This window comes from Belliella baltica DSM 15883 (genome assembly GCF_000265405.1).
Taxonomy (GTDB): domain Bacteria; phylum Bacteroidota; class Bacteroidia; order Cytophagales; family Cyclobacteriaceae; genus Belliella; species Belliella baltica.
In genome coordinates, this window is record NC_018010.1 from 3,938,874 (window position 1) to 3,955,508 (window position 16,635).

A 16,635-nucleotide genomic window follows, 5' to 3' on the forward strand; every position below is an offset into this window, starting at 1 on the left:
ATCAATCATTCCATCCCTTGTTCAACCTAAACTTATCATCAAGATCATTCAAACTTACTTTTACACTAAACACGTGTGAATATGGTGTTTGAGAAACTCCTCCTATATCAGACAAAGCATAGTCAATATGGAATTTCTCGTTGAGAAATAAACCAAGACCAAAACTAGGCTTCCATACAAATGATGTCTCGGAATCAAAATCCCTAATTCTTTGCACATTACTTCCTCCAGCTCTTAAATAAACCAAGTTTCTGTACGAAGCCTCCAATCCTAACCTCGGATCGACACTGACTAAGTTTGTTGCTAAAATTGTATTCCTCCTTCCATCAAATGTAAAATCAAGATCAAATACACCTTGCAATTTTATTTCATCATTGACTTCAAAATCTCTTGTCACACTAAAAATTGCTCTCGGTAAAGTCAGTTCTATTGAGTTTACTGGTACTTCATTGTTTGTCTGCGCATAAACTTCCCTTACCATTTCTGCATTATGAGACCAGGCATTGAAAGTAGAAGTAACATCACGAAGCATAAATCCCAATCTCCATTCATCCAAGAGAACAATGCCTCCCAAATCTAATCCAAAGCCCCAAGCGTAGGCAAATTTACCAACATTTCTATGGATGATTTTTGTATTTACCCCAAACTTGAACACGTCGCTTACATCTCTAGCAAATGACAAGAGTAAAGCATAGTCTGCGGCATTGAAAAACTGAATATTATTATAATTTAAGGCACCGTTGGCATCATAGAGAAAACGAGTATCTGGAATATCATCTACACCAAAGCGAATTAAGGAAATGGCTATTTGATTATCTTCTTCAATATTTGTAGTGAAACCTGCATAGTCGAATTTAGCTATTCCTGCAAAATATTCTGCATGCATCAAAGAGAATTCATACTCATGCTTTACACCTATCAAACCAGCTGGGTTCCAGTAAGCAGCAGTTACATCACGAACTGAAGAAACCTGCGCTCCACCCATAGACAGAGCCCGAGCACCAATACCAATATTCATGAATTCATTAGAGTATTTAGGAACGATACTTTGTGCCTTAGCTTGTGCTAGACAAAAGACCATCAAAAAGCCCGTAAAATATTTAAAAATTTCCATGTACTATTATTAAACGCAAATGCAAAGTAAAAAGAAAAAATAGAGTATTTGGCTAATTTTCAAAAAATTAACGCTTGATTTTCAAGAAAATACTGTCCGATATCGATCGTAAAAATGTACGCTTAGATGACAGCTACATTTGCTAATCCCTTACTTGTCACTTGTCTTCATAAAAAATCTTTTTGAATCAAAAATTCCGATATGTGGCTCTAATTAAAATTTTCAAATATTTTTTCACTTTTTAAAGAATTTTATCTTGAAAGATAACCAAGAAACTGGTATAGCAAGGTAGCATCTTTAACTTTGGTATAGTTTTTCTTTTAATCTTTTTATGAAATGATGATTCCTTAAAAAATTCACCCAATTATTTCAGATAAAAAAAATTAAAAAAAACGCAAAAATATGACAGCTTCAAACACCCAAATACAAATGCGAAAAGGCCTATTGGAGTTTTGCATTTTGCACATCATCGCTCGGGGCGAAGTCTATGCCTCAGACATGATCGACGAATTGACAGAAGCCAAGATGATCGTGGTTGAGGGAACATTATACCCACTGTTAAATAGGCTTAAAACTGCCTCTTTGGTATCCTACAAATGGGTAGAATCAGAATCCGGTCCACCAAGGAAGTACTACTCCATCACAGAAGACGGAACAGAATTCCTTCAAATTTTGGACAAAACATGGGATTCCTTAGTCCAATCTACCCAATTAATCACCTCAAAGCGCTAAGACATGAAAAAGACTATAAGTATCAATATCAGTGGCATCTTATTTCACATTGAAGAAGATGGATACGCCGTATTGAAGAAATACCTTGATGCGATCAATAAGCATTTCTCCCATTACGAAGACAATCAGGAAATCATTTCTGATATAGAAAATAGAATAGCTGAGATATTTCTAAGCAATCTTAAAAACAACAAGCAGGTAATCACTGCTGAAAATGTTGATAATCTCATCGAGAAGATGGGCACGATAGCTGATTTCAAAGCTATGGAGGAAATCGAAGAATCCAATTCTGATAAAACTGCTGAAGAAAATGTATCAGAGGAAAACGACTTCTACAAATTCATCACTCCTCCTGGAGAAAATGGCACAAAAGGCTACAAGAAAATTTCTAGAATGGAACGCAGCAAAATCCTCGGAGGAGTCTGTGCAGGTTTTGCCAATTACTTTTCTATCGATCCGCTTTGGACTAGGTTGATTGCTATTCTTTTGCTTTTCAGTGGCAACCTGAAATTTGGAAGCTTCAATTGGATGCCGTGGAATGCTAGCTTCAGTCTTTCAATTGGTCTATTTGCACTCGTTGCTTACATCGTTTTGTGGGTAATACTACCTGTTTCATATGACAACCCTGAAGACAAGAATGTCAAAAAACTATACAGAAATCCCGATGACAGAACATTAGGTGGAGTTGCTAGTGGAATAGCAGCTTACTTTGGAATAGAAGTCCTTTGGGCAAGACTGATTTTCATCGCCTTGATTTTTGCAGGAGGCTCAGGATTGGTAATTTATCTTATCCTATGGATCATTACACCTTCTGCTAAATCAATTACAGAAAGGATTCAGATGAAAGGTGGTGCAATCACTTTGGACAACATTGAACTGACCCTTCAAGAAAACCTTAGACCCGTACAATCCAAAGAAGAAAGTACAGCTAGAAAAGTGCTGATGGCACCATTTAGAGTTTTGGGAATGATCATCAATGGAATTGGTACAGCTCTCGGTCCTATCGGAAATGTACTTCTAGCTATCATCCGTGTACTCTTTGGATTGATCATTTTCCTCATCGGTTTGGCAATCACTATCACCCCAATTGTTGCTTTAGCTCTTTATTTCAATATCGTCCCTCAAGAGGAGTTATTTGTATGGGGATCTCTGCATCTTCCTACAACTTGGATAACGGATATTGTAACTGACTGGCTTGCTATCGCTGCATCTCTTGTGATCTTGATTCCGGGATTGGTTTTAATTACTCTTGCGATCAGCGTTTGGGTCAAAAGAAGTATCATCGAAGCCAGAATGGGATTAATCACCTTTGGAATTTGGTTGCTGAGCATAGGAGTTTGCGCTTTCCAAATCCCAAGTGTAGTCAATGAATTCAACACAAATGTCACACATACTACCTCAGAAGAATTGAATCTTAACGATCGTGTTTTGGTCATCAAAACAGATACAGAAAGAGGAAGAGCAGCATTCAAAGAACAAATTTCTTTAGAAATTAAAGGAGTTGATGTGGGATCACCTACTTTGATCAAAGAATTCAGAGCCCGAGGAAAAAACTATGAAGATGCCATGCTCAATGCACAGTCCATTCCTTATGAATACAGCTTGACCGATAGCATTCTAGAATTGAGTAGAGTGGTGGACCTGAGTGGCATCAATAAATTTAGGGTACAGGAACTCGATCTTATTCTTGAGCTGCCTTACGAACAAGTTTTCGTCATGGACAAATCTATCTTGCCGATTATCAGAAGTACACTGACCAAGAATGGTTACAAAATTAGAGATGTCAACTCCGACAATCACTGGGTTTTCAATGATGATGGATTGCTTTGTCTCACTTGTCGCTCAGAACATAAGCAAAGCAAATCAGACTCTTTGTCTAGAGTGAAGTTTAGTGGAGCCTACTTTATGAAATGACAAATAAACACTACCACTGCCAAAAGAAGTATTTTAGGTGGTGGTAGTTTTCTTTAAGCTTGATGATATAATCCGAATACTATAATAAGTAAGTGGAATATTTTATACACCATTCTACCTATTTTACCTTATCTTTAGGTAATAAGCATCAAACAAATCATCATGAAGGTAAAAGTTAAGTTTTTAGGTGGAGCTGGAACAGTAACCGGCTCAAGATACCTTTTGGAAATCAACAATTATAAGGTTCTCGTAGATTGCGGCATGTTTCAAGGGCTCAAAGATTATCGAGTGAGAAACTGGGAAGCTTTCCCAATTTCCCCATCTGAAATAGACATGGTCATCTTGACACATGCTCATATTGACCACAGTGGCTACTTACCCAAACTCGTCAAGGAAGGTTTCAGAGGTCCTATCTATGGAACGGAAGCCACTTTAGAACTTATCAAAATTCTCTTGCTCGATTCTGCAAAGCTTCAAGAGGAAGCAGCAGCTTATGCGCAGAAAAAAGGCTACTCTAAGCACGAGAAACCTCTGCCCCTTTACACCATTGAGGATGCAGAGAGAGTCTTTCCACTCCTCAAAGGGGCCGATTTCGAAGAAGAGCAGTCTGAGTATCCTGAATTCAACTTTACTTTTTACAATGCTGGCCATATTCTAGGTGCTGCTATTGTCAAATTGAAAGTTAATGGAGCACAACAGGTCAAAAAAATCGTTTTCTCGGGAGATTTGGGAAGGTATCATGATCCTATCCTGAATCCTCCTGCAAGACTTCCATTTGCAGACATACTCTTTTTAGAATCAACTTATGGAGACCGAGTTTCCAAAATCAAAAACCCTGAAGAAGAATTGGGTAGGGCAATTCGAGAGGCCTATCGAAGAGGTGGGGTGGCATTGATACCAGCATTTGCTGTGGGTAGAACTCAGATGATGCTCTACTACTTGCACCGCTTGCAGCAGAAAGGAAAAATTCCAGATATCCCCATCTATGTAGACAGTCCCATGGCGATAGATGTCACCAAGCTATACAAGTCCTTTAACGAATATCACAGATTGAAGCCTTTATTTGAAGAAGAAGGATCTAATCCTTTTTCACATAAAAATTTACATTATTATCAGTCTCAAGAAGCCTCTATTTCACTTAATGCTGTAAGAGGTGATGCCATTATCATTTCTGCAAGTGGCATGGCAACTGGTGGACGTGTTATGCATCATCTATATAACAGGCTCCCAAAAGAACAGGACACCGTGATTTTTGTAGGTTACCAAGCTGTAGGGACGAGAGGAAGAAAATTACTTGAAGGAGATCAAAGCGTAAAAATGTATGGTTTGGATGTACCTATTAAAGCAAAAATTGAATATATCGAGGGACTTTCAGCCCATGCTGATCAAGAGGAGCTAATAGATTGGTCTGAAGGTTTCACTTCAAAACCTAAAATTACATTTCTTGTCCATGGAGAAGATGAAGCCAGAATCGCCCTTCAGCAGAAACTAAAAGAAGAATTGGATTGGGATGCTATCATACCTGAATATCTGGAGAGTTTTGAGCTTTTTGATGGGATTTAAATTAATGCAATAAAGCTTTGAAGTTAGTTCAAAATGTAAAACTTAAAAGATGGACTTTTGAGGATTCTAAATTAATATCTGACTTGAATCTAGGATATTTGAAAAATTGAAACTAAAACTAAAAATTGCACAGATTCTCAAAAACTCAACTTGAAATAATACAATCTTGAAATAATTATATGTTTTCTTGGTTTTTCGCCAAAAGTCGGCGAATGGTCGGGAGGCATACGGGACACGGTCGGAACACGGACGGGAGGAAGACGGTAGAGATTGGGGTATTTTTGGAAATAAATATGATTATTTTATACTTAATTGTATTATTTTAATATAGGTAGTTTGAGTAAAATCTGTGGATTTGAAGGGTTTTTGAATTGTTATTAGATATTTATTTTACATTATAGTGAGAGAATCTTTTTTAAGATAATAATTATACTACTAGGATACATATATGATACGGATTTGATAGGGGGTTGATACGGGCTTGATACGGAGTTAATATGCAGTTAAATTAACTCTAATAAAGATCTCATGTAACTTATAGATGACTTGGTTATGGTTTTATAGCAAGAGACTCTGTACATCAAGAATTGTTGTAAACAATTAGGTATTTTGGAGTATGGGTTTAAAACATAGATAGTAATGGTCTTCACAAAGACTTTTAATTTGGATTGACCGATGCATGAGTTGATCAGCCTCTTCTTGACTTACAACAAAGCAGGATTTGTACCTTGCCTTGCAATAAGCATCTTCAAGGATTTTGAGGAGCTTGATTTCCTCTTCGGAATTCTGTGGAAAAATGCTTGCTAATTCAGGGATGAATTTCAAGCAAGAGCGGATTACAAGTCTGATTTCGTGGCTTTTCTTTTCGTGTCTTTCCCATGCAAGTACCAGAGCGCGCAATCTGAGTTCTATGGACTGGTGTAAGAAATAAATAGCTAGACTATAATTTTTTTCTTCTATTTCAATTTGGGCATGTTTAAGAAATTGATCTGATAAAAGCCATCCACTTTGAAGTGTAGCATTTGCTTGGTTAAGGACATTCGGATGGTTGGCCATATCAATTTCGGGGAGAACTCTGGCGTTTGCCTTTTTATAAACCAAATTAGTTTGAAGGATATGTGTTAAAAAAAATAAGTTTCCATCATTAATTTCTTTTGTCAGATAATTGATATTAATAGGATGAATACAAATTTCCTGATCACCTAAGGCTATGAAATTCAACAATCCTTGGAAAGCCTCCATGACTGACAATTCCTGATGCTTGATGACAACAAATACTTCGTACCTACTTCGGATTTTTGGTTCATTGGCAAGGGGTATTTCTATTGTATAGATCAATTCAGGAGCAATCAAAACTTTCATTGCTGTAATTAATTGCTCCATATAAGGAGTATTTGGATTCACAAATTCTGTTGCTTCTTCATGAATCGGCTGCTCTGGTTGAGGCTTATAAATCTCATCAAAAAGCGACAAAGTCTCTTCGTAGAAATGTAACATCTCCTTTTCATTGCTTGCTGATTGACTTCTCTCTTTGTCTAAGGTCCAGGACTTGAATAGTTGCCAAAGCTTTTGTCGGCTAGTTTCCTTAAAATCAGGAGAAGTAAATGATTTTGGGAGTTGTGAGATGGTTTTCATTAATCAATCAATTAGAGAATTTTATGAAAAAGACTGGATATAGGCTAGTGACAAAATTAGCTTGCATTGGAAACAGACTTAAGATGTCTTTCATACAGCGCTTTAAGTTTCATAAAGCTATCCTTTGCTAATGGGTAAAGTTCTTCTCCTTCATAGGTGATTGGAATCATAAGAACTTTCAATCCATCTTCATAATAGGTTTGATAAATTTCATCAATCAAAACATTCTCTTTCTCCTCTATTCCTAACAAGGATATCACAATATCTAGAATACCCAAAAAATGATTGCTGTCATTATCAAAACCTAGTTTTTGGATTCCAAGAAGCAACTGTAAGTGTTTGAAATCCTGTTGAATCAATTTGATGATCAATTCTTCCTTTTCCATGGTAAGTGAATTCAAAAGATAAATGCATACCTTCCTGACTTTCAGGTCTGATGCAAATTCAGCAATGAGTTGGGAATATGGTATTCTGTAGGGGGATAAATTATTCAAATCAGCTAAAATCCTGTCTTCACACTAAACTTCTGATGGTAGATCAACAGAATTTTGCTAAATTGTGTATAGTTTTAATATCAGATCAATTTTTAAACAAACCCATGCAAAAGAATATTCATCAAGGCAGAAATGTCAAACGCTTTAGAGAGATGCTTGGAATCAAGCAAGAAGTCCTTGCCTACGAACTCGGCGAAGATTGGTCTCAAAAGAAAATCTCTTTGCTTGAACAGCGAGAGATCATTGAAGAGGATATTTTAAAGCAGGTTTCAGAAATCCTTAAAATTCCGGTAGAGGCCATTCAGAACTTTGATGAAGAACAGGCGGTGAATATTATTGCAAATACTTTTGATAATGGTTCGGTTGGATTTCAGAGAAATGATTCATGTACTTTCCATCCAATCGACAAGATAATTCAGCTTCATGAGGAGAAGATTGCTTTGTATGAACGGATGTTGAAGGAGAAGGAAGAGATGATGGCGAGGTTGGAGAAGATGATAGAGAGGTTATAGTAATGAGTAATTTTATCTTCACTCACAATAGAATTTTGAAACTAACATAATTTGTGTTTTCATGACATTGTAAGAATGCTTAGACTAAGACATTTTAAATATATTTTACTTTTAAGTAAAATTCTTTAACTTTGTAATCTTTTAGAATGAATTTTGAGATATTAAAAATTGATGAATTATGTGGAGGAAAAGCTTCGTTCTATTCAATTTTGATAGAAGGAGAAACTTTATCATTGTTTGAAAAGTTTCTTCAAGAGAATCAAAATTCATCTAAAAGTGAAATTAATAACATTCTACAAAGACTAAATACCATTGCTAATAAGACAGGTGCAAGAGAATCATTTTTTAAGACAAAAGAAGGGCATCCCGGTGATGGTATTTGTGCATTGTATGATCAACCTAAGAGTAAATTACGTTTATATTGTATCAGGTATGGGCAAGAGTTGATTATACTTGGAGGTGGAGGTCCAAAACCCAAAACAATCAGAGCTCTTCAGGAAGACGAAAAATTGACCAATGAGAATTACTTATTAAGAGAAATTTCCAAAAGAATAATGGAAGCCTTGAAGGACAAGGACCTTCAGTTCAGTAAAGATTTTCTGGATTTTGAAGGAAATCTAAACTTCGACGACATCAAATAAACCATGAAAAAACTAAATAGTCCAATAATAAATTCTCTTTTAAATGATATTGATCCTCTTGATCAAGAAAAAACTGATGCTAAAATGGAATTGGCTGCAAAAATCGGCAGAGCAATGGAAGCAAAAAAGTGGAAGAAAAAAGATCTGCTCAAAGCCGTCGGCAAAGACAATCCATCTATTATCACTAAATGGCTGTCAGGAACTCATAATTTCACCGTGGAGACTTTGATTGATCTAGAAAAGGTATTGGATATTAGACTAATCGATAGAGAAATCAATAAGTCAACACTAGTAGAATACAGAATAACCATAAGTTCAGAAACTGCCGATTCGGAACCTTTCAGCTATATCAATGATATTCTAAATTCTACCAAAATAGGAAGGTCCAAAAAACTTTCAGACTTACAGGTTAATTAATCATTCCCTATGAATCCCAAAAAAGCAATAGATATAAAGTTCCAGATTAAAGGAATGGAATTATTGGAGTCAAAATTAAGTGAACCAAAGCAACCGCTGCCACCTAATTCATTTTTCCAATTTGATCTTAAAATTGAGCACAGGCTAAATCTCGAAAAGAAACTTCTAATAGTAATCTGTGAAGTAAGCATATTAAATGAAACAAAAACCACAATATTTGGTCAATTAAAAGGAAGTTGCATTTACTGGTTAGAAAACATGAATGATTACTCAGTCAATAAAGATGAGTTAAGCTTACCTGAAGAATTTATTGTTACCTTGAATTCTATAACGATATCATCCATAAGAGGTTTGATGTTTTCTTATTTTCGAGGAACCTTCTTACATCAGGCTATTTTGCCAGTGATAGATCCAAAGATGATGGAGAGTAATAAAAATAAGTAACTCTCCATTTTGTATAGAATCACTTTAAATCAAGCGTCACAGCCCTTATAGATTGTTTTTGGCAACGAATGAATTATGATCTACATTTGATTGATAAGTCATCGCTATAAAGTCAATATATGGTCACTTCTACAAGCTCAGCTCAAGTTCGAGGACATATTATTTTTTAAAAAAGTGTCAAATAAAAATCAGGATAGTTTAATTCGAATAAAACCTAATTCATCATCCACATTTATAAACATCCAAATTGCTCCATCTCTAATAAAATATTTGGGGATTCCTGTTCTATTGAGTTCTGGAATTTCCTGATCTCCGAGATGGTTGAAATTTTTATCAAAAATTGAAATATATAGCATGCTGTGGTCGATTTCTGGCAGTAAGTATCCTTCCCTTTCTACTTCTCCGTATTGAATTGAGGCAGCTAAACGCACATAGTGTCTATTTTTAGTATCAAAAACAATTGGACCATAGACAACTTGACTCCGATAATTTCTGAGTGCCTTTTTTCGATCTTCCATTGAGTTTACCAAATCTCCTTCTGTAGTAGGGATTACTTTCGATAGGAGAAAAGGAGAGTCATAATTGATGGCAATCAGAGAGTCCTTTTCTGGATACAAAACATAAAAATCATTGGCAAATTCATGGGAAACGATAACTTGGGCATTTATACTTTTGATGTAAACCATTGGGTCCCATTTGTTAAAGTTTTTTAAGTCACCTAAAGTATAGTTTAAATAGTGTTCTTGGGGGTCGATATTGTAAGATTGAATGGAGTCACTTGAGCTCTTGAGGCGTCGAAGGGATATTGAGTTGGCAAAATCATGGACGACAACAGCGAAGACTTGATGGTGAAAGTTCGGGTTTACCACCTGGAAAAATACTCGCTCCTCTTCTAATATCCCTCCCCTTTCTTTAGTTACAGAATACCAATCAAATCTATGTTCCAATTCTCCTTTGAGGTTATAGATTCCAGCACGTTCTCCTCCTAGAAAGAGCTGTTGATCGGACACTGCTTGAAGGTCAGAGGTCCAAAACCCAGTTCCATTTGGACCTTCTTGCTCGTATTGGATAGTTTTTTCGAGTAATAAGTTTTTGAGGTTGATGTGTTCGACCTGATTGGTTCTATCGTTGAGATTATACAGCATCCCGTCATACTCAGAATAATCAGAAGTATACAATTGGCGTTGCAAAAACAGAATTTCATCCTTGGAATCTATCAGTACTGTGTCTATAGCATAGGACAGCTGTGTTTCAATGTATGAATCTGTATTGCTTGTACATGAAAAAATTAGTGGTTGTACTATAAAAAACACAAAGGATAAGGATTTGATTGCTTGTTTGTATATCTGCATGCACTAAAGTTATAAAAATTAAAATGAAGAGAAAGGATGCTTAACTAATATTAACAGTGGTAACGTTTATTTAAGCTTTTATAGGCGATCTTCAATTTCTTTCCTAAGCTTCTCTGTAGCATCATACATTTTATTTAAAGTCATCAGCGCTTTGAGTGATTTTGATTGATAAAAGATATTAAATCGTTATGCGAGAAAAACAGCATGGCATATCTGACCACTTTGGATATCCTTTTTGTTGTGATTGCGAAGAAAAGGATCACAAATGAAGAAGCTTTTGCGCTGATCAAAAAATTTACTGAAAACAAAGAAAGTCACCTTTGCTGCTCTTCAATTGAAGAACATAAGTATAAGCATTTTGGTCCAGCGCATCCAAAACACGTAAAGCTGCCTTTGCAGCATTCTTAAGTCTGGATTTATTTGCTTTACGAAATTCTACTTTTTCTCTCCATCGAGAAACGGGATTTTCGGAAGCTAGTGCTTTGATTTTTTCTTCAGTCTTATTCATCTTTGTCAGGGTCTAGGTAAACAAATTTCAATACTTGGAATTCAGTAATAACAAAGCATGTCCCGTAGCAGATAGCATATATACATAAAAAAGAATTGCTTTGTATTCCATAAGCTTTGAGTGCTTGTAAAGGATATTCCTCTTCCTCCTCTATTCCTAATAAGGATATAACAATATCTAGAATACCTAAAAAATGATTGCTGTCATTATCAAAACCTAGTTTTTGGATTCCAAGAAGCAACTGTAAGTGTTTGAAATCCTGTTGAATCAATTTGATGATCAATTCTTCCTTTTCCATAGTAAGTTAATTCATAGGATAAATGCATACATTCCTGACCTTCAGGGCTGATGCAAATTCAGCAAGGAATTGGGAATATGGTATTCTGTAGAGGGATAAATTATTCAAATCAGCTAAAATCCTGTCTTCACACTAAACTTCTGATGGTAGATCAACAGAATTTTACTAAATTGTGTATAGTTTTAAAATCAGATCAATTTTTAAAGAAACCCATGCAAAAGAATATTCATCAAGGCAGAAATGTCAAACGCTTTAGAGAGATGCTAGGTATCAAGCAGGAAGTCCTTGCCTACGAACTCGGCGAAGATTGGTCTCAAAAGAAAATCTCTTTGCTTGAACAACGAGAGATCATTGAAGAGGATATTTTGAAGCAAGTTTCAGAAATCCTTAGAATTCCGGTAGAGGCCATTCAGAATTTTGATGAAGAACAAGCAATAACTGTTATTTCAAGTACTTTTAATGATAACTCTGCAGTAGTAAACAATAACCCTACTTTTCATCCAATCGACAAGCTAATTCAGCTCCACGAGGAAAAGATTGCTTTGTATGAGCGGATGTTGAAGGAGAAAGATGAGATGATGGCTAAGTTGGAGAGGTTGATAAAATAGGAAGTGGAGAGGTGAAAGCTAAAAAAATGTCTAAGAAGGAAAGATTGGTTGAGTATAAAAATAAGCTTGCCGATCATTTAATAGCTTCAAAAGAAAATAAGCTTTATGCTTTAAAGCGGCTAGACATCATGATTGTTGCCCTTTCGAGTGGGGGCATTTATTTGGGAATTGAACTTATAAAATTACCCTATGAAATTTTACCCAAATCATTATTTGTAATACCCCCACTGATTTTTTCTTTAGCAATCATTGCCAATATAATTTCCCAATGGACTGGTTATAAGGCTAATACCTATGAATCAGAGTGGATTGACTTAGAATTAGAAAGATGTAGATCAAAAAAAAGAAAAAAATTAAATAAGGAGTTTCAAAGTAAACTTGATTGTAAGGTTCAACATTTCAACAAAGTAACCTCTTTTTTTAATGGATCATCTTCTATTCTGTTGATTTTTGGGATAGTATTTTTAGGAATAATAGTATTCCTACTTTTTTGGTCTTGGGTTTGATCCAATACCTTTTTCTTCTGTAAGAGGTCTGGGTCTGTCTGGTCGTGGTTCATTAGATGGCTTTGGCTTAGGGGTTTCTTGATGTTTTTTGCTCATTTTATTCATCGTTTTTTTATATTCTTCTAAATTTAGTTATTAATTATTAATTGAAAAATAATACTATCTCCTCAAATTCCTATTCAACTCCTCTACCAATTCAAAAACCATGGTTACAGGGTTTTGCTTGTGGTAGGCTACATCCTTTTTGTTCTCAAAAAGACGCTTCGCTCTCTCAATTGCTTCTGCTTGTGAAGATCCATCTAATTCATTTAAGATGGAATATATTTTTCGACAAAAAGCATATGCTTTTCCTTCATCTACATAATTGAGTCCAAATTTCTTCCCCAAAGCTTCATAGTAGAAGGTTCTAAGATGTTCAGCATCTGTATATTCGAAATGAAGGTAAAACCACAACTCAAATGCGTCATTCGAGTAAGCTACTTTAAACCCTAAACTCTCAGCTTTCACGATGGCATTGTCATAATCGCTAAACTCTTTTTCACCTCTATTGACATCCATATCAAAAACACACCAAATCTCATCCCTCTTTTCTTCGGATTGGATCATTTCAGTTGTCTCTACGAGTTTAAGTTTGGTCTGCCCTTGGAGATTTACCACATCTACCCGAACACCTAAAACAGGAAAGGCATCAAAATACAACTTCTCTGTTTGTCCTTCGCAGACAATCAGAATAGTCTTGTTCATTGGTATAGATTCTACCTTGTATTCTGTGGGTTTGGACTTTCTATTCCAAGCCTTTTTTTCATCAGTGATTTTGATAGCTTTTGTCTTCTTCGGCATAATCAAAATCATTTAGGTTGGTAAAATCTCCAAGAAATGGAATCGCACCATATTTCCCTTGGATATAATCCTTTTCAAAAGAGGCGTCGTTTCTCACACCTTTGATTTCCACTAAAGTATAGAGATGACTGGCTCCATATCTATCTTTTTCCACAAAATCAATTTGGTCTCTTCTCAAAATGTCAGCGGACAGCAAATTTGTGTCGTGTGTAGTGAAAATCAATTGGGCACCGTGATTGGAATCCGAATTGAAAAGCTCCACAATTTTCTTAGTCAGCAAAGGGTGAAATCTAGCGTCAAACTCATCGATGACCAATGGATTTCCTTCTTTCAATGCTCTATAAATAAAAGGACTCAGTTCAAACATCTTTCGGGTACCTTCTGATTCTTGGAAACCAAAAGCAAAATCGCTTTTCCCAATAGCCTTCAGGTTTTCGTCGAACTTGGTACGTTTTGAAACAACAATTTTTTCTTTCTTTAAATCTTCTTTCACATCATCCTCGAGCTCTTCAGGAAGGTCTCTTCCCTTGAGGTCAATTGCCAAAAGGTCTTCAATCCCTAAATCAGCCTTTTTGAGGAAATCTAAAATGAAATTCTTTTTTACATTGTCATTTAAGGAGTCTCCTGCTAACCCATACATTCCACGATGTCCAAGTCCACTGATAATAGAAATGGAAGCAATAGCATTTATGATACCCTTTGAAACCTTTCCAAAGCCAAAAGATGCCAAAGAGGAAAGGAATAGAGAATTACTTCTAAAAATCTGACCGTCACCATCTCCCCCTGCCAAATCAATGGCTTTTTGCCCTTCCTCAAAATGGGTTTGATTAATATCCAAGATTTGGTCGTTTTCTCTTAAGAATAAAGGTTGTTCCCTTTTATTGGGTGTTGAGAATAACCACTCACTTTTGATAGATTCATTATCAGCTTCAAAACCATACCTGTAACGGATATCCTTGACCCAAAAAACCAATTGAAAAAAGGTGGGTTGATCAATCGTTTCGGTTGAAAGCTCGAAAGAATCGATCATATCTAATGCGCTATCGTCTTTAACAGAGTCATTGATTATCCTGATAAATGTTCCTAAACCTCTAATAACATTACTTTTACCGCTTGCATTAGCTCCGTAGATGGCCTTAGATTTTAATAGGTTTAAATCTTCATCTACTGGAATAATATTGACTTGATCGAGACGGTTGTTTTTTGATTTGATCTTAGCCGCAGACATATTTAAGGTCTGCATGTCCTTGAAGGACCAAAAATTCCCGAAGCTGAATTCTTCAACCTTAATCATATTTGACTATTTGTGATTTATTCACAAATATAAAAACAAGAAATCAAATTCTTTCAAATTGTATCAGTTTTTATCAAATGCTAGGTTACATCAATCGGGCAAGTAGAAAACAAGACCCATCCATCAACGGTATGACCAATCCGTCCGATACAGCCTGATTATCAACATAGAAACAGATTCAGAAGATTTGTTGACACCGATTTTGAATGAATTGAGGGTAGGGGTTAAAACCAAATACCAAATTAAACAGAATCAAACTTTAAATTTAAAAGTGATTTAAAATCCGTTTTTTCTAAGAGTCCCACTAAAAGTAAGAAGAAATTAATATCATCAATCTTAATTTCTTGGCCAATACTATCAGAAATAGAGTTTACGCTGTATATGTGTCTATCTTTCAAACTATATGAATCAAATTCAGTACTAATTGTATATCTAAGATTAAAACTATCTATCTGTATTTCAAACTGCAATTCTTGACCGACTTCTTTTGGCCTTTCTTTGTTATTGCTCCAATAATTTTTAACGTTGCCTGCTTTTACTATCTGGTTAATAAAGAAGTGATTTGAAACACTGTCTAAAATTTCTATATCCCTATTTATTAGAACTTTACATTTTTCCACAAATAGTTTATAGTCTTGAAATAAGAAGATCAAAAAGTCAACAGCTTTTACTAGTTCAATATCATTATTGGAGATTGCATCATACTTTCCTTCCCTCCACACATACCTTTCCTTTAAACTTTGAGTTCCTGAAAAAATGCGTTTAAGTACCCGAATTGAAATTAAATCATGTTGAATAAAGGAGTGTAATATTTGTTTTATTATTGCTCCTGCTACATCTTTTCTTACTTCACCTAGAGACATTTTTTTATTTCCATAATCGAGGACCACAGTATGAAATAATTTATTTACACTTTTTATCATCTCCCCCGACAAGTCATAATGGAAAACCGACCTCGAATAAAACTTATCGATATATCCTGAAAAGTCCACATCTGCACCATAACGGTTGGAAAAGATTTTTCTGATATTCTCAATATCGCAGACAAGGATGATTTTATTAGAGTCAAACTTATTTTGATCACTGTCTTTTTTGATATCAACATGGGCCGCCAAAACATTCATTATCCTAAAAATGTGTTCAGGATCAATGCGGTCCAGGTCATCGATAATCAATACTACCTCTTTCCCGTTTTCTTGAATTTGATTGACTAAGCTACAGATTAGCTGGGTGTATAAATCATCTTCAAGTATGGATCCCTTTTTACCTGAGAATTCTTTTAAATAGTCGATTATTTTGTCTTGCTCAGTAAGATTCGCCTCCTTAAATTCTTTCTCAAATTTTTTATTTAACTCGATCAACCCGTTAGCTATATCCTTCAAAGAGGCTCCAACTTTTGGAATTAATCCCAATAGAAAGGGAATAATTTCCGTTGCATGGTTATTCAGGAAAAATGGGAGAAAGGTTCCTTTGTCAACCTCAACTTGCTCAAAGTCTAGTCCTTTTTCAAGGAGTTTAAAGAATATGTCGTACTTGATCAATTCAAAAATATCCTCGTTGGAAGCAACAGAGTAGTTTACAGGATAAATATGTATGCCTTCATACCTTTCATTTCCCTTAAAAAACTTGTCCAAAAAGTAAGTCTTCCCAGTTCCAAATGCACCTGAAAAAATAATGCGCTGATTTTTGGGTATCTCAAGGTGGACTTGGAACTGCTTTTTGGGTATCTCTAATTCAAATTCCATTAAGGCTGATTTTTTTGT

General features: G+C 35.4%; 18 protein-coding genes. 9 read left to right on the plus strand and 9 right to left on the minus strand.

From position 1 onward, the window contains the following. Position 1: 1 nt before the first annotated feature. Complete coding sequence (locus BELBA_RS17795; protein WP_014774067.1) at positions 2 to 1,114, minus strand: putative type IX sorting system protein PorV2; 1,113 nt, start codon at positions 1,112 to 1,114, stop codon at positions 2 to 4. 402 nt (positions 1,115 to 1,516) lie between these two features. Here BELBA_RS17795 and BELBA_RS17800 point away from each other — a divergent pair, with 402 nt between their 5' ends. The 3 genes from BELBA_RS17800 to BELBA_RS17810 all read left to right on the plus strand — a co-directional run bounded on the left by BELBA_RS17800 (position 1,517) and on the right by BELBA_RS17810 (position 5,323). Beyond that, positions 1,517 to 1,846 carry a PadR family transcriptional regulator gene (locus BELBA_RS17800; RefSeq protein ID WP_014774068.1) on the plus strand — a complete coding sequence of 110 codons (330 nt, stop codon included), beginning with the start codon at positions 1,517 to 1,519 and terminating at the stop codon, positions 1,844 to 1,846. A 3-nt stretch (positions 1,847 to 1,849) separates the two neighbouring features. Further along, positions 1,850 to 3,760, plus strand: coding sequence for a PspC domain-containing protein (locus tag BELBA_RS17805; protein ID WP_014774069.1), 1,911 nt, complete (start codon positions 1,850 to 1,852; stop codon positions 3,758 to 3,760). Between the two features lie 162 nt (positions 3,761 to 3,922). Continuing rightward, positions 3,923 to 5,323 carry an MBL fold metallo-hydrolase RNA specificity domain-containing protein gene (locus BELBA_RS17810; protein WP_014774070.1) on the plus strand — a complete coding sequence of 467 codons (1,401 nt, stop codon included), beginning with the start codon at positions 3,923 to 3,925 and terminating at the stop codon, positions 5,321 to 5,323. Positions 5,324 to 5,923: 600 nt separating this feature from the next. Here BELBA_RS17810 and BELBA_RS17815 read toward each other — a convergent pair. Both BELBA_RS17815 and BELBA_RS17820 read right to left on the minus strand, forming a co-directional pair. Continuing rightward, the gene (locus BELBA_RS17815) at positions 5,924 to 6,958 is read right to left on the minus strand and encodes a HEPN domain-containing protein (RefSeq protein WP_014774072.1); all 1,035 of its coding nucleotides are present in this window, start codon (positions 6,956 to 6,958) and stop codon (positions 5,924 to 5,926) included. 56 nt (positions 6,959 to 7,014) lie between these two features. Beyond that, on the minus strand, positions 7,015 to 7,344 hold the full coding sequence (locus BELBA_RS17820) for a hypothetical protein (protein ID WP_014774073.1): 330 nt from the start codon (positions 7,342 to 7,344) through the stop codon (positions 7,015 to 7,017). A 212-nt stretch (positions 7,345 to 7,556) separates the two neighbouring features. On the opposite strand from BELBA_RS17820, the gene BELBA_RS17825 reads away from it, so the two are divergent. The 4 genes from BELBA_RS17825 to BELBA_RS17840 all read left to right on the plus strand — a co-directional run bounded on the left by BELBA_RS17825 (position 7,557) and on the right by BELBA_RS17840 (position 9,466). Next, positions 7,557 to 7,964, plus strand: a complete 408-nt coding sequence (locus BELBA_RS17825) for a helix-turn-helix domain-containing protein (RefSeq protein WP_041779435.1) — start codon at positions 7,557 to 7,559, stop codon at positions 7,962 to 7,964. Between the two features lie 146 nt (positions 7,965 to 8,110). Beyond that, positions 8,111 to 8,605 carry a hypothetical protein gene (locus tag BELBA_RS17830; RefSeq protein WP_014774075.1) on the plus strand — a complete coding sequence of 165 codons (495 nt, stop codon included), beginning with the start codon at positions 8,111 to 8,113 and terminating at the stop codon, positions 8,603 to 8,605. 3 nt (positions 8,606 to 8,608) lie between these two features. Beyond that, the gene (locus BELBA_RS17835) at positions 8,609 to 9,022 is read left to right on the plus strand and encodes a hypothetical protein (RefSeq protein ID WP_014774076.1); all 414 of its coding nucleotides are present in this window, start codon (positions 8,609 to 8,611) and stop codon (positions 9,020 to 9,022) included. Between the two features lie 9 nt (positions 9,023 to 9,031). Next, complete coding sequence (locus tag BELBA_RS17840) at positions 9,032 to 9,466, plus strand: uL22 family ribosomal protein (protein ID WP_014774077.1); 435 nt, start codon at positions 9,032 to 9,034, stop codon at positions 9,464 to 9,466. Between the two features lie 188 nt (positions 9,467 to 9,654). On the opposite strand, the gene BELBA_RS17845 is transcribed toward BELBA_RS17840, so the two are convergent. From BELBA_RS17845 to BELBA_RS17855, 3 genes are all read right to left on the minus strand, one after another. Then, the gene (locus BELBA_RS17845; protein ID WP_014774078.1) at positions 9,655 to 10,818 is read right to left on the minus strand and encodes a DUF4221 family protein; all 1,164 of its coding nucleotides are present in this window, start codon (positions 10,816 to 10,818) and stop codon (positions 9,655 to 9,657) included. A gap of 295 nt (positions 10,819 to 11,113) precedes the next feature. Further along, positions 11,114 to 11,326 (minus strand): hypothetical protein, encoded by a 213-nt coding sequence (locus BELBA_RS17850; protein WP_014774079.1) that lies wholly within the window; start codon positions 11,324 to 11,326, stop codon positions 11,114 to 11,116. Further along, positions 11,319 to 11,624 (minus strand): hypothetical protein, encoded by a 306-nt coding sequence (locus BELBA_RS17855; RefSeq protein WP_014774080.1) that lies wholly within the window; start codon positions 11,622 to 11,624, stop codon positions 11,319 to 11,321. The genes BELBA_RS17850 and BELBA_RS17855 overlap by 8 nt, the downstream gene beginning before the upstream one ends. A 212-nt stretch (positions 11,625 to 11,836) precedes the next feature. Here BELBA_RS17855 and BELBA_RS17860 point away from each other — a divergent pair, with 212 nt between their 5' ends. Together BELBA_RS17860 and BELBA_RS17865 are read left to right on the plus strand one after the other, a co-directional pair. Further along, on the plus strand, positions 11,837 to 12,232 hold the full coding sequence (locus BELBA_RS17860) for a helix-turn-helix domain-containing protein (protein WP_041779757.1): 396 nt from the start codon (positions 11,837 to 11,839) through the stop codon (positions 12,230 to 12,232). Between the two features lie 26 nt (positions 12,233 to 12,258). Next, the gene (locus tag BELBA_RS17865) at positions 12,259 to 12,738 is read left to right on the plus strand and encodes a hypothetical protein (RefSeq protein ID WP_014774082.1); all 480 of its coding nucleotides are present in this window, start codon (positions 12,259 to 12,261) and stop codon (positions 12,736 to 12,738) included. A 159-nt stretch (positions 12,739 to 12,897) separates the two neighbouring features. Here BELBA_RS17865 and BELBA_RS17870 read toward each other — a convergent pair whose 3' ends face one another. From BELBA_RS17870 to BELBA_RS17880, 3 genes are all read right to left on the minus strand, one after another. Next, positions 12,898 to 13,578, minus strand: a complete 681-nt coding sequence (locus BELBA_RS17870) for an RloB family protein (protein ID WP_014774084.1) — start codon at positions 13,576 to 13,578, stop codon at positions 12,898 to 12,900. After that, positions 13,544 to 14,872, minus strand: coding sequence for an AAA family ATPase (locus BELBA_RS17875; protein ID WP_014774085.1), 1,329 nt, complete (start codon positions 14,870 to 14,872; stop codon positions 13,544 to 13,546). The genes BELBA_RS17870 and BELBA_RS17875 overlap by 35 nt, the downstream gene beginning before the upstream one ends. A 242-nt stretch (positions 14,873 to 15,114) precedes the next feature. Beyond that, entirely contained in the window at positions 15,115 to 16,617 is a 1,503-nt protein-coding gene (locus BELBA_RS17880) for a P-loop NTPase fold protein (RefSeq protein ID WP_014774086.1), read from the minus strand. Positions 16,618 to 16,635 lie beyond the last annotated feature (18 nt).

Bases quoted from the DNA above. Each gene is read 5' to 3' on its own strand.
- BELBA_RS17825 (WP_041779435.1), top strand. From the start codon at position 7,557: ATGCAAAAGAATATTCATCAAGGCAGAAATGTCAAACGCTTTAGAGAG.
- BELBA_RS17850 (WP_014774079.1), bottom strand. From the start codon at position 11,326: ATGAATAAGACTGAAGAAAAAATCAAAGCACTAGCTTCCGAAAATCCC.
- BELBA_RS17865 (WP_014774082.1), top strand. From the start codon at position 12,259: ATGTCTAAGAAGGAAAGATTGGTTGAGTATAAAAATAAGCTTGCCGAT.
- BELBA_RS17805 (WP_014774069.1), top strand. From the start codon at position 1,850: ATGAAAAAGACTATAAGTATCAATATCAGTGGCATCTTATTTCACATT.
- BELBA_RS17870 (WP_014774084.1), bottom strand. From the start codon at position 13,578: ATGCCGAAGAAGACAAAAGCTATCAAAATCACTGATGAAAAAAAGGCT.
- BELBA_RS17855 (WP_014774080.1), bottom strand. From the start codon at position 11,624: ATGGAAAAGGAAGAATTGATCATCAAATTGATTCAACAGGATTTCAAA.
- BELBA_RS17840 (WP_014774077.1), top strand. From the start codon at position 9,032: ATGAATCCCAAAAAAGCAATAGATATAAAGTTCCAGATTAAAGGAATG.
- BELBA_RS17880 (WP_014774086.1), bottom strand. From the start codon at position 16,617: ATGGAATTTGAATTAGAGATACCCAAAAAGCAGTTCCAAGTCCACCTT.
- BELBA_RS17860 (WP_041779757.1), top strand. From the start codon at position 11,837: ATGCAAAAGAATATTCATCAAGGCAGAAATGTCAAACGCTTTAGAGAG.
- BELBA_RS17875 (WP_014774085.1), bottom strand. From the start codon at position 14,872: ATGATTAAGGTTGAAGAATTCAGCTTCGGGAATTTTTGGTCCTTCAAG.
- BELBA_RS17835 (WP_014774076.1), top strand. From the start codon at position 8,609: ATGAAAAAACTAAATAGTCCAATAATAAATTCTCTTTTAAATGATATT.
- BELBA_RS17815 (WP_014774072.1), bottom strand. From the start codon at position 6,958: ATGAAAACCATCTCACAACTCCCAAAATCATTTACTTCTCCTGATTTT.
- BELBA_RS17810 (WP_014774070.1), top strand. From the start codon at position 3,923: ATGAAGGTAAAAGTTAAGTTTTTAGGTGGAGCTGGAACAGTAACCGGC.
- BELBA_RS17820 (WP_014774073.1), bottom strand. From the start codon at position 7,344: ATGGAAAAGGAAGAATTGATCATCAAATTGATTCAACAGGATTTCAAA.
- BELBA_RS17800 (WP_014774068.1), top strand. From the start codon at position 1,517: ATGACAGCTTCAAACACCCAAATACAAATGCGAAAAGGCCTATTGGAG.
- BELBA_RS17830 (WP_014774075.1), top strand. From the start codon at position 8,111: ATGAATTTTGAGATATTAAAAATTGATGAATTATGTGGAGGAAAAGCT.
- BELBA_RS17845 (WP_014774078.1), bottom strand. From the start codon at position 10,818: ATGCAGATATACAAACAAGCAATCAAATCCTTATCCTTTGTGTTTTTT.
- BELBA_RS17795 (WP_014774067.1), bottom strand. From the start codon at position 1,114: ATGGAAATTTTTAAATATTTTACGGGCTTTTTGATGGTCTTTTGTCTA.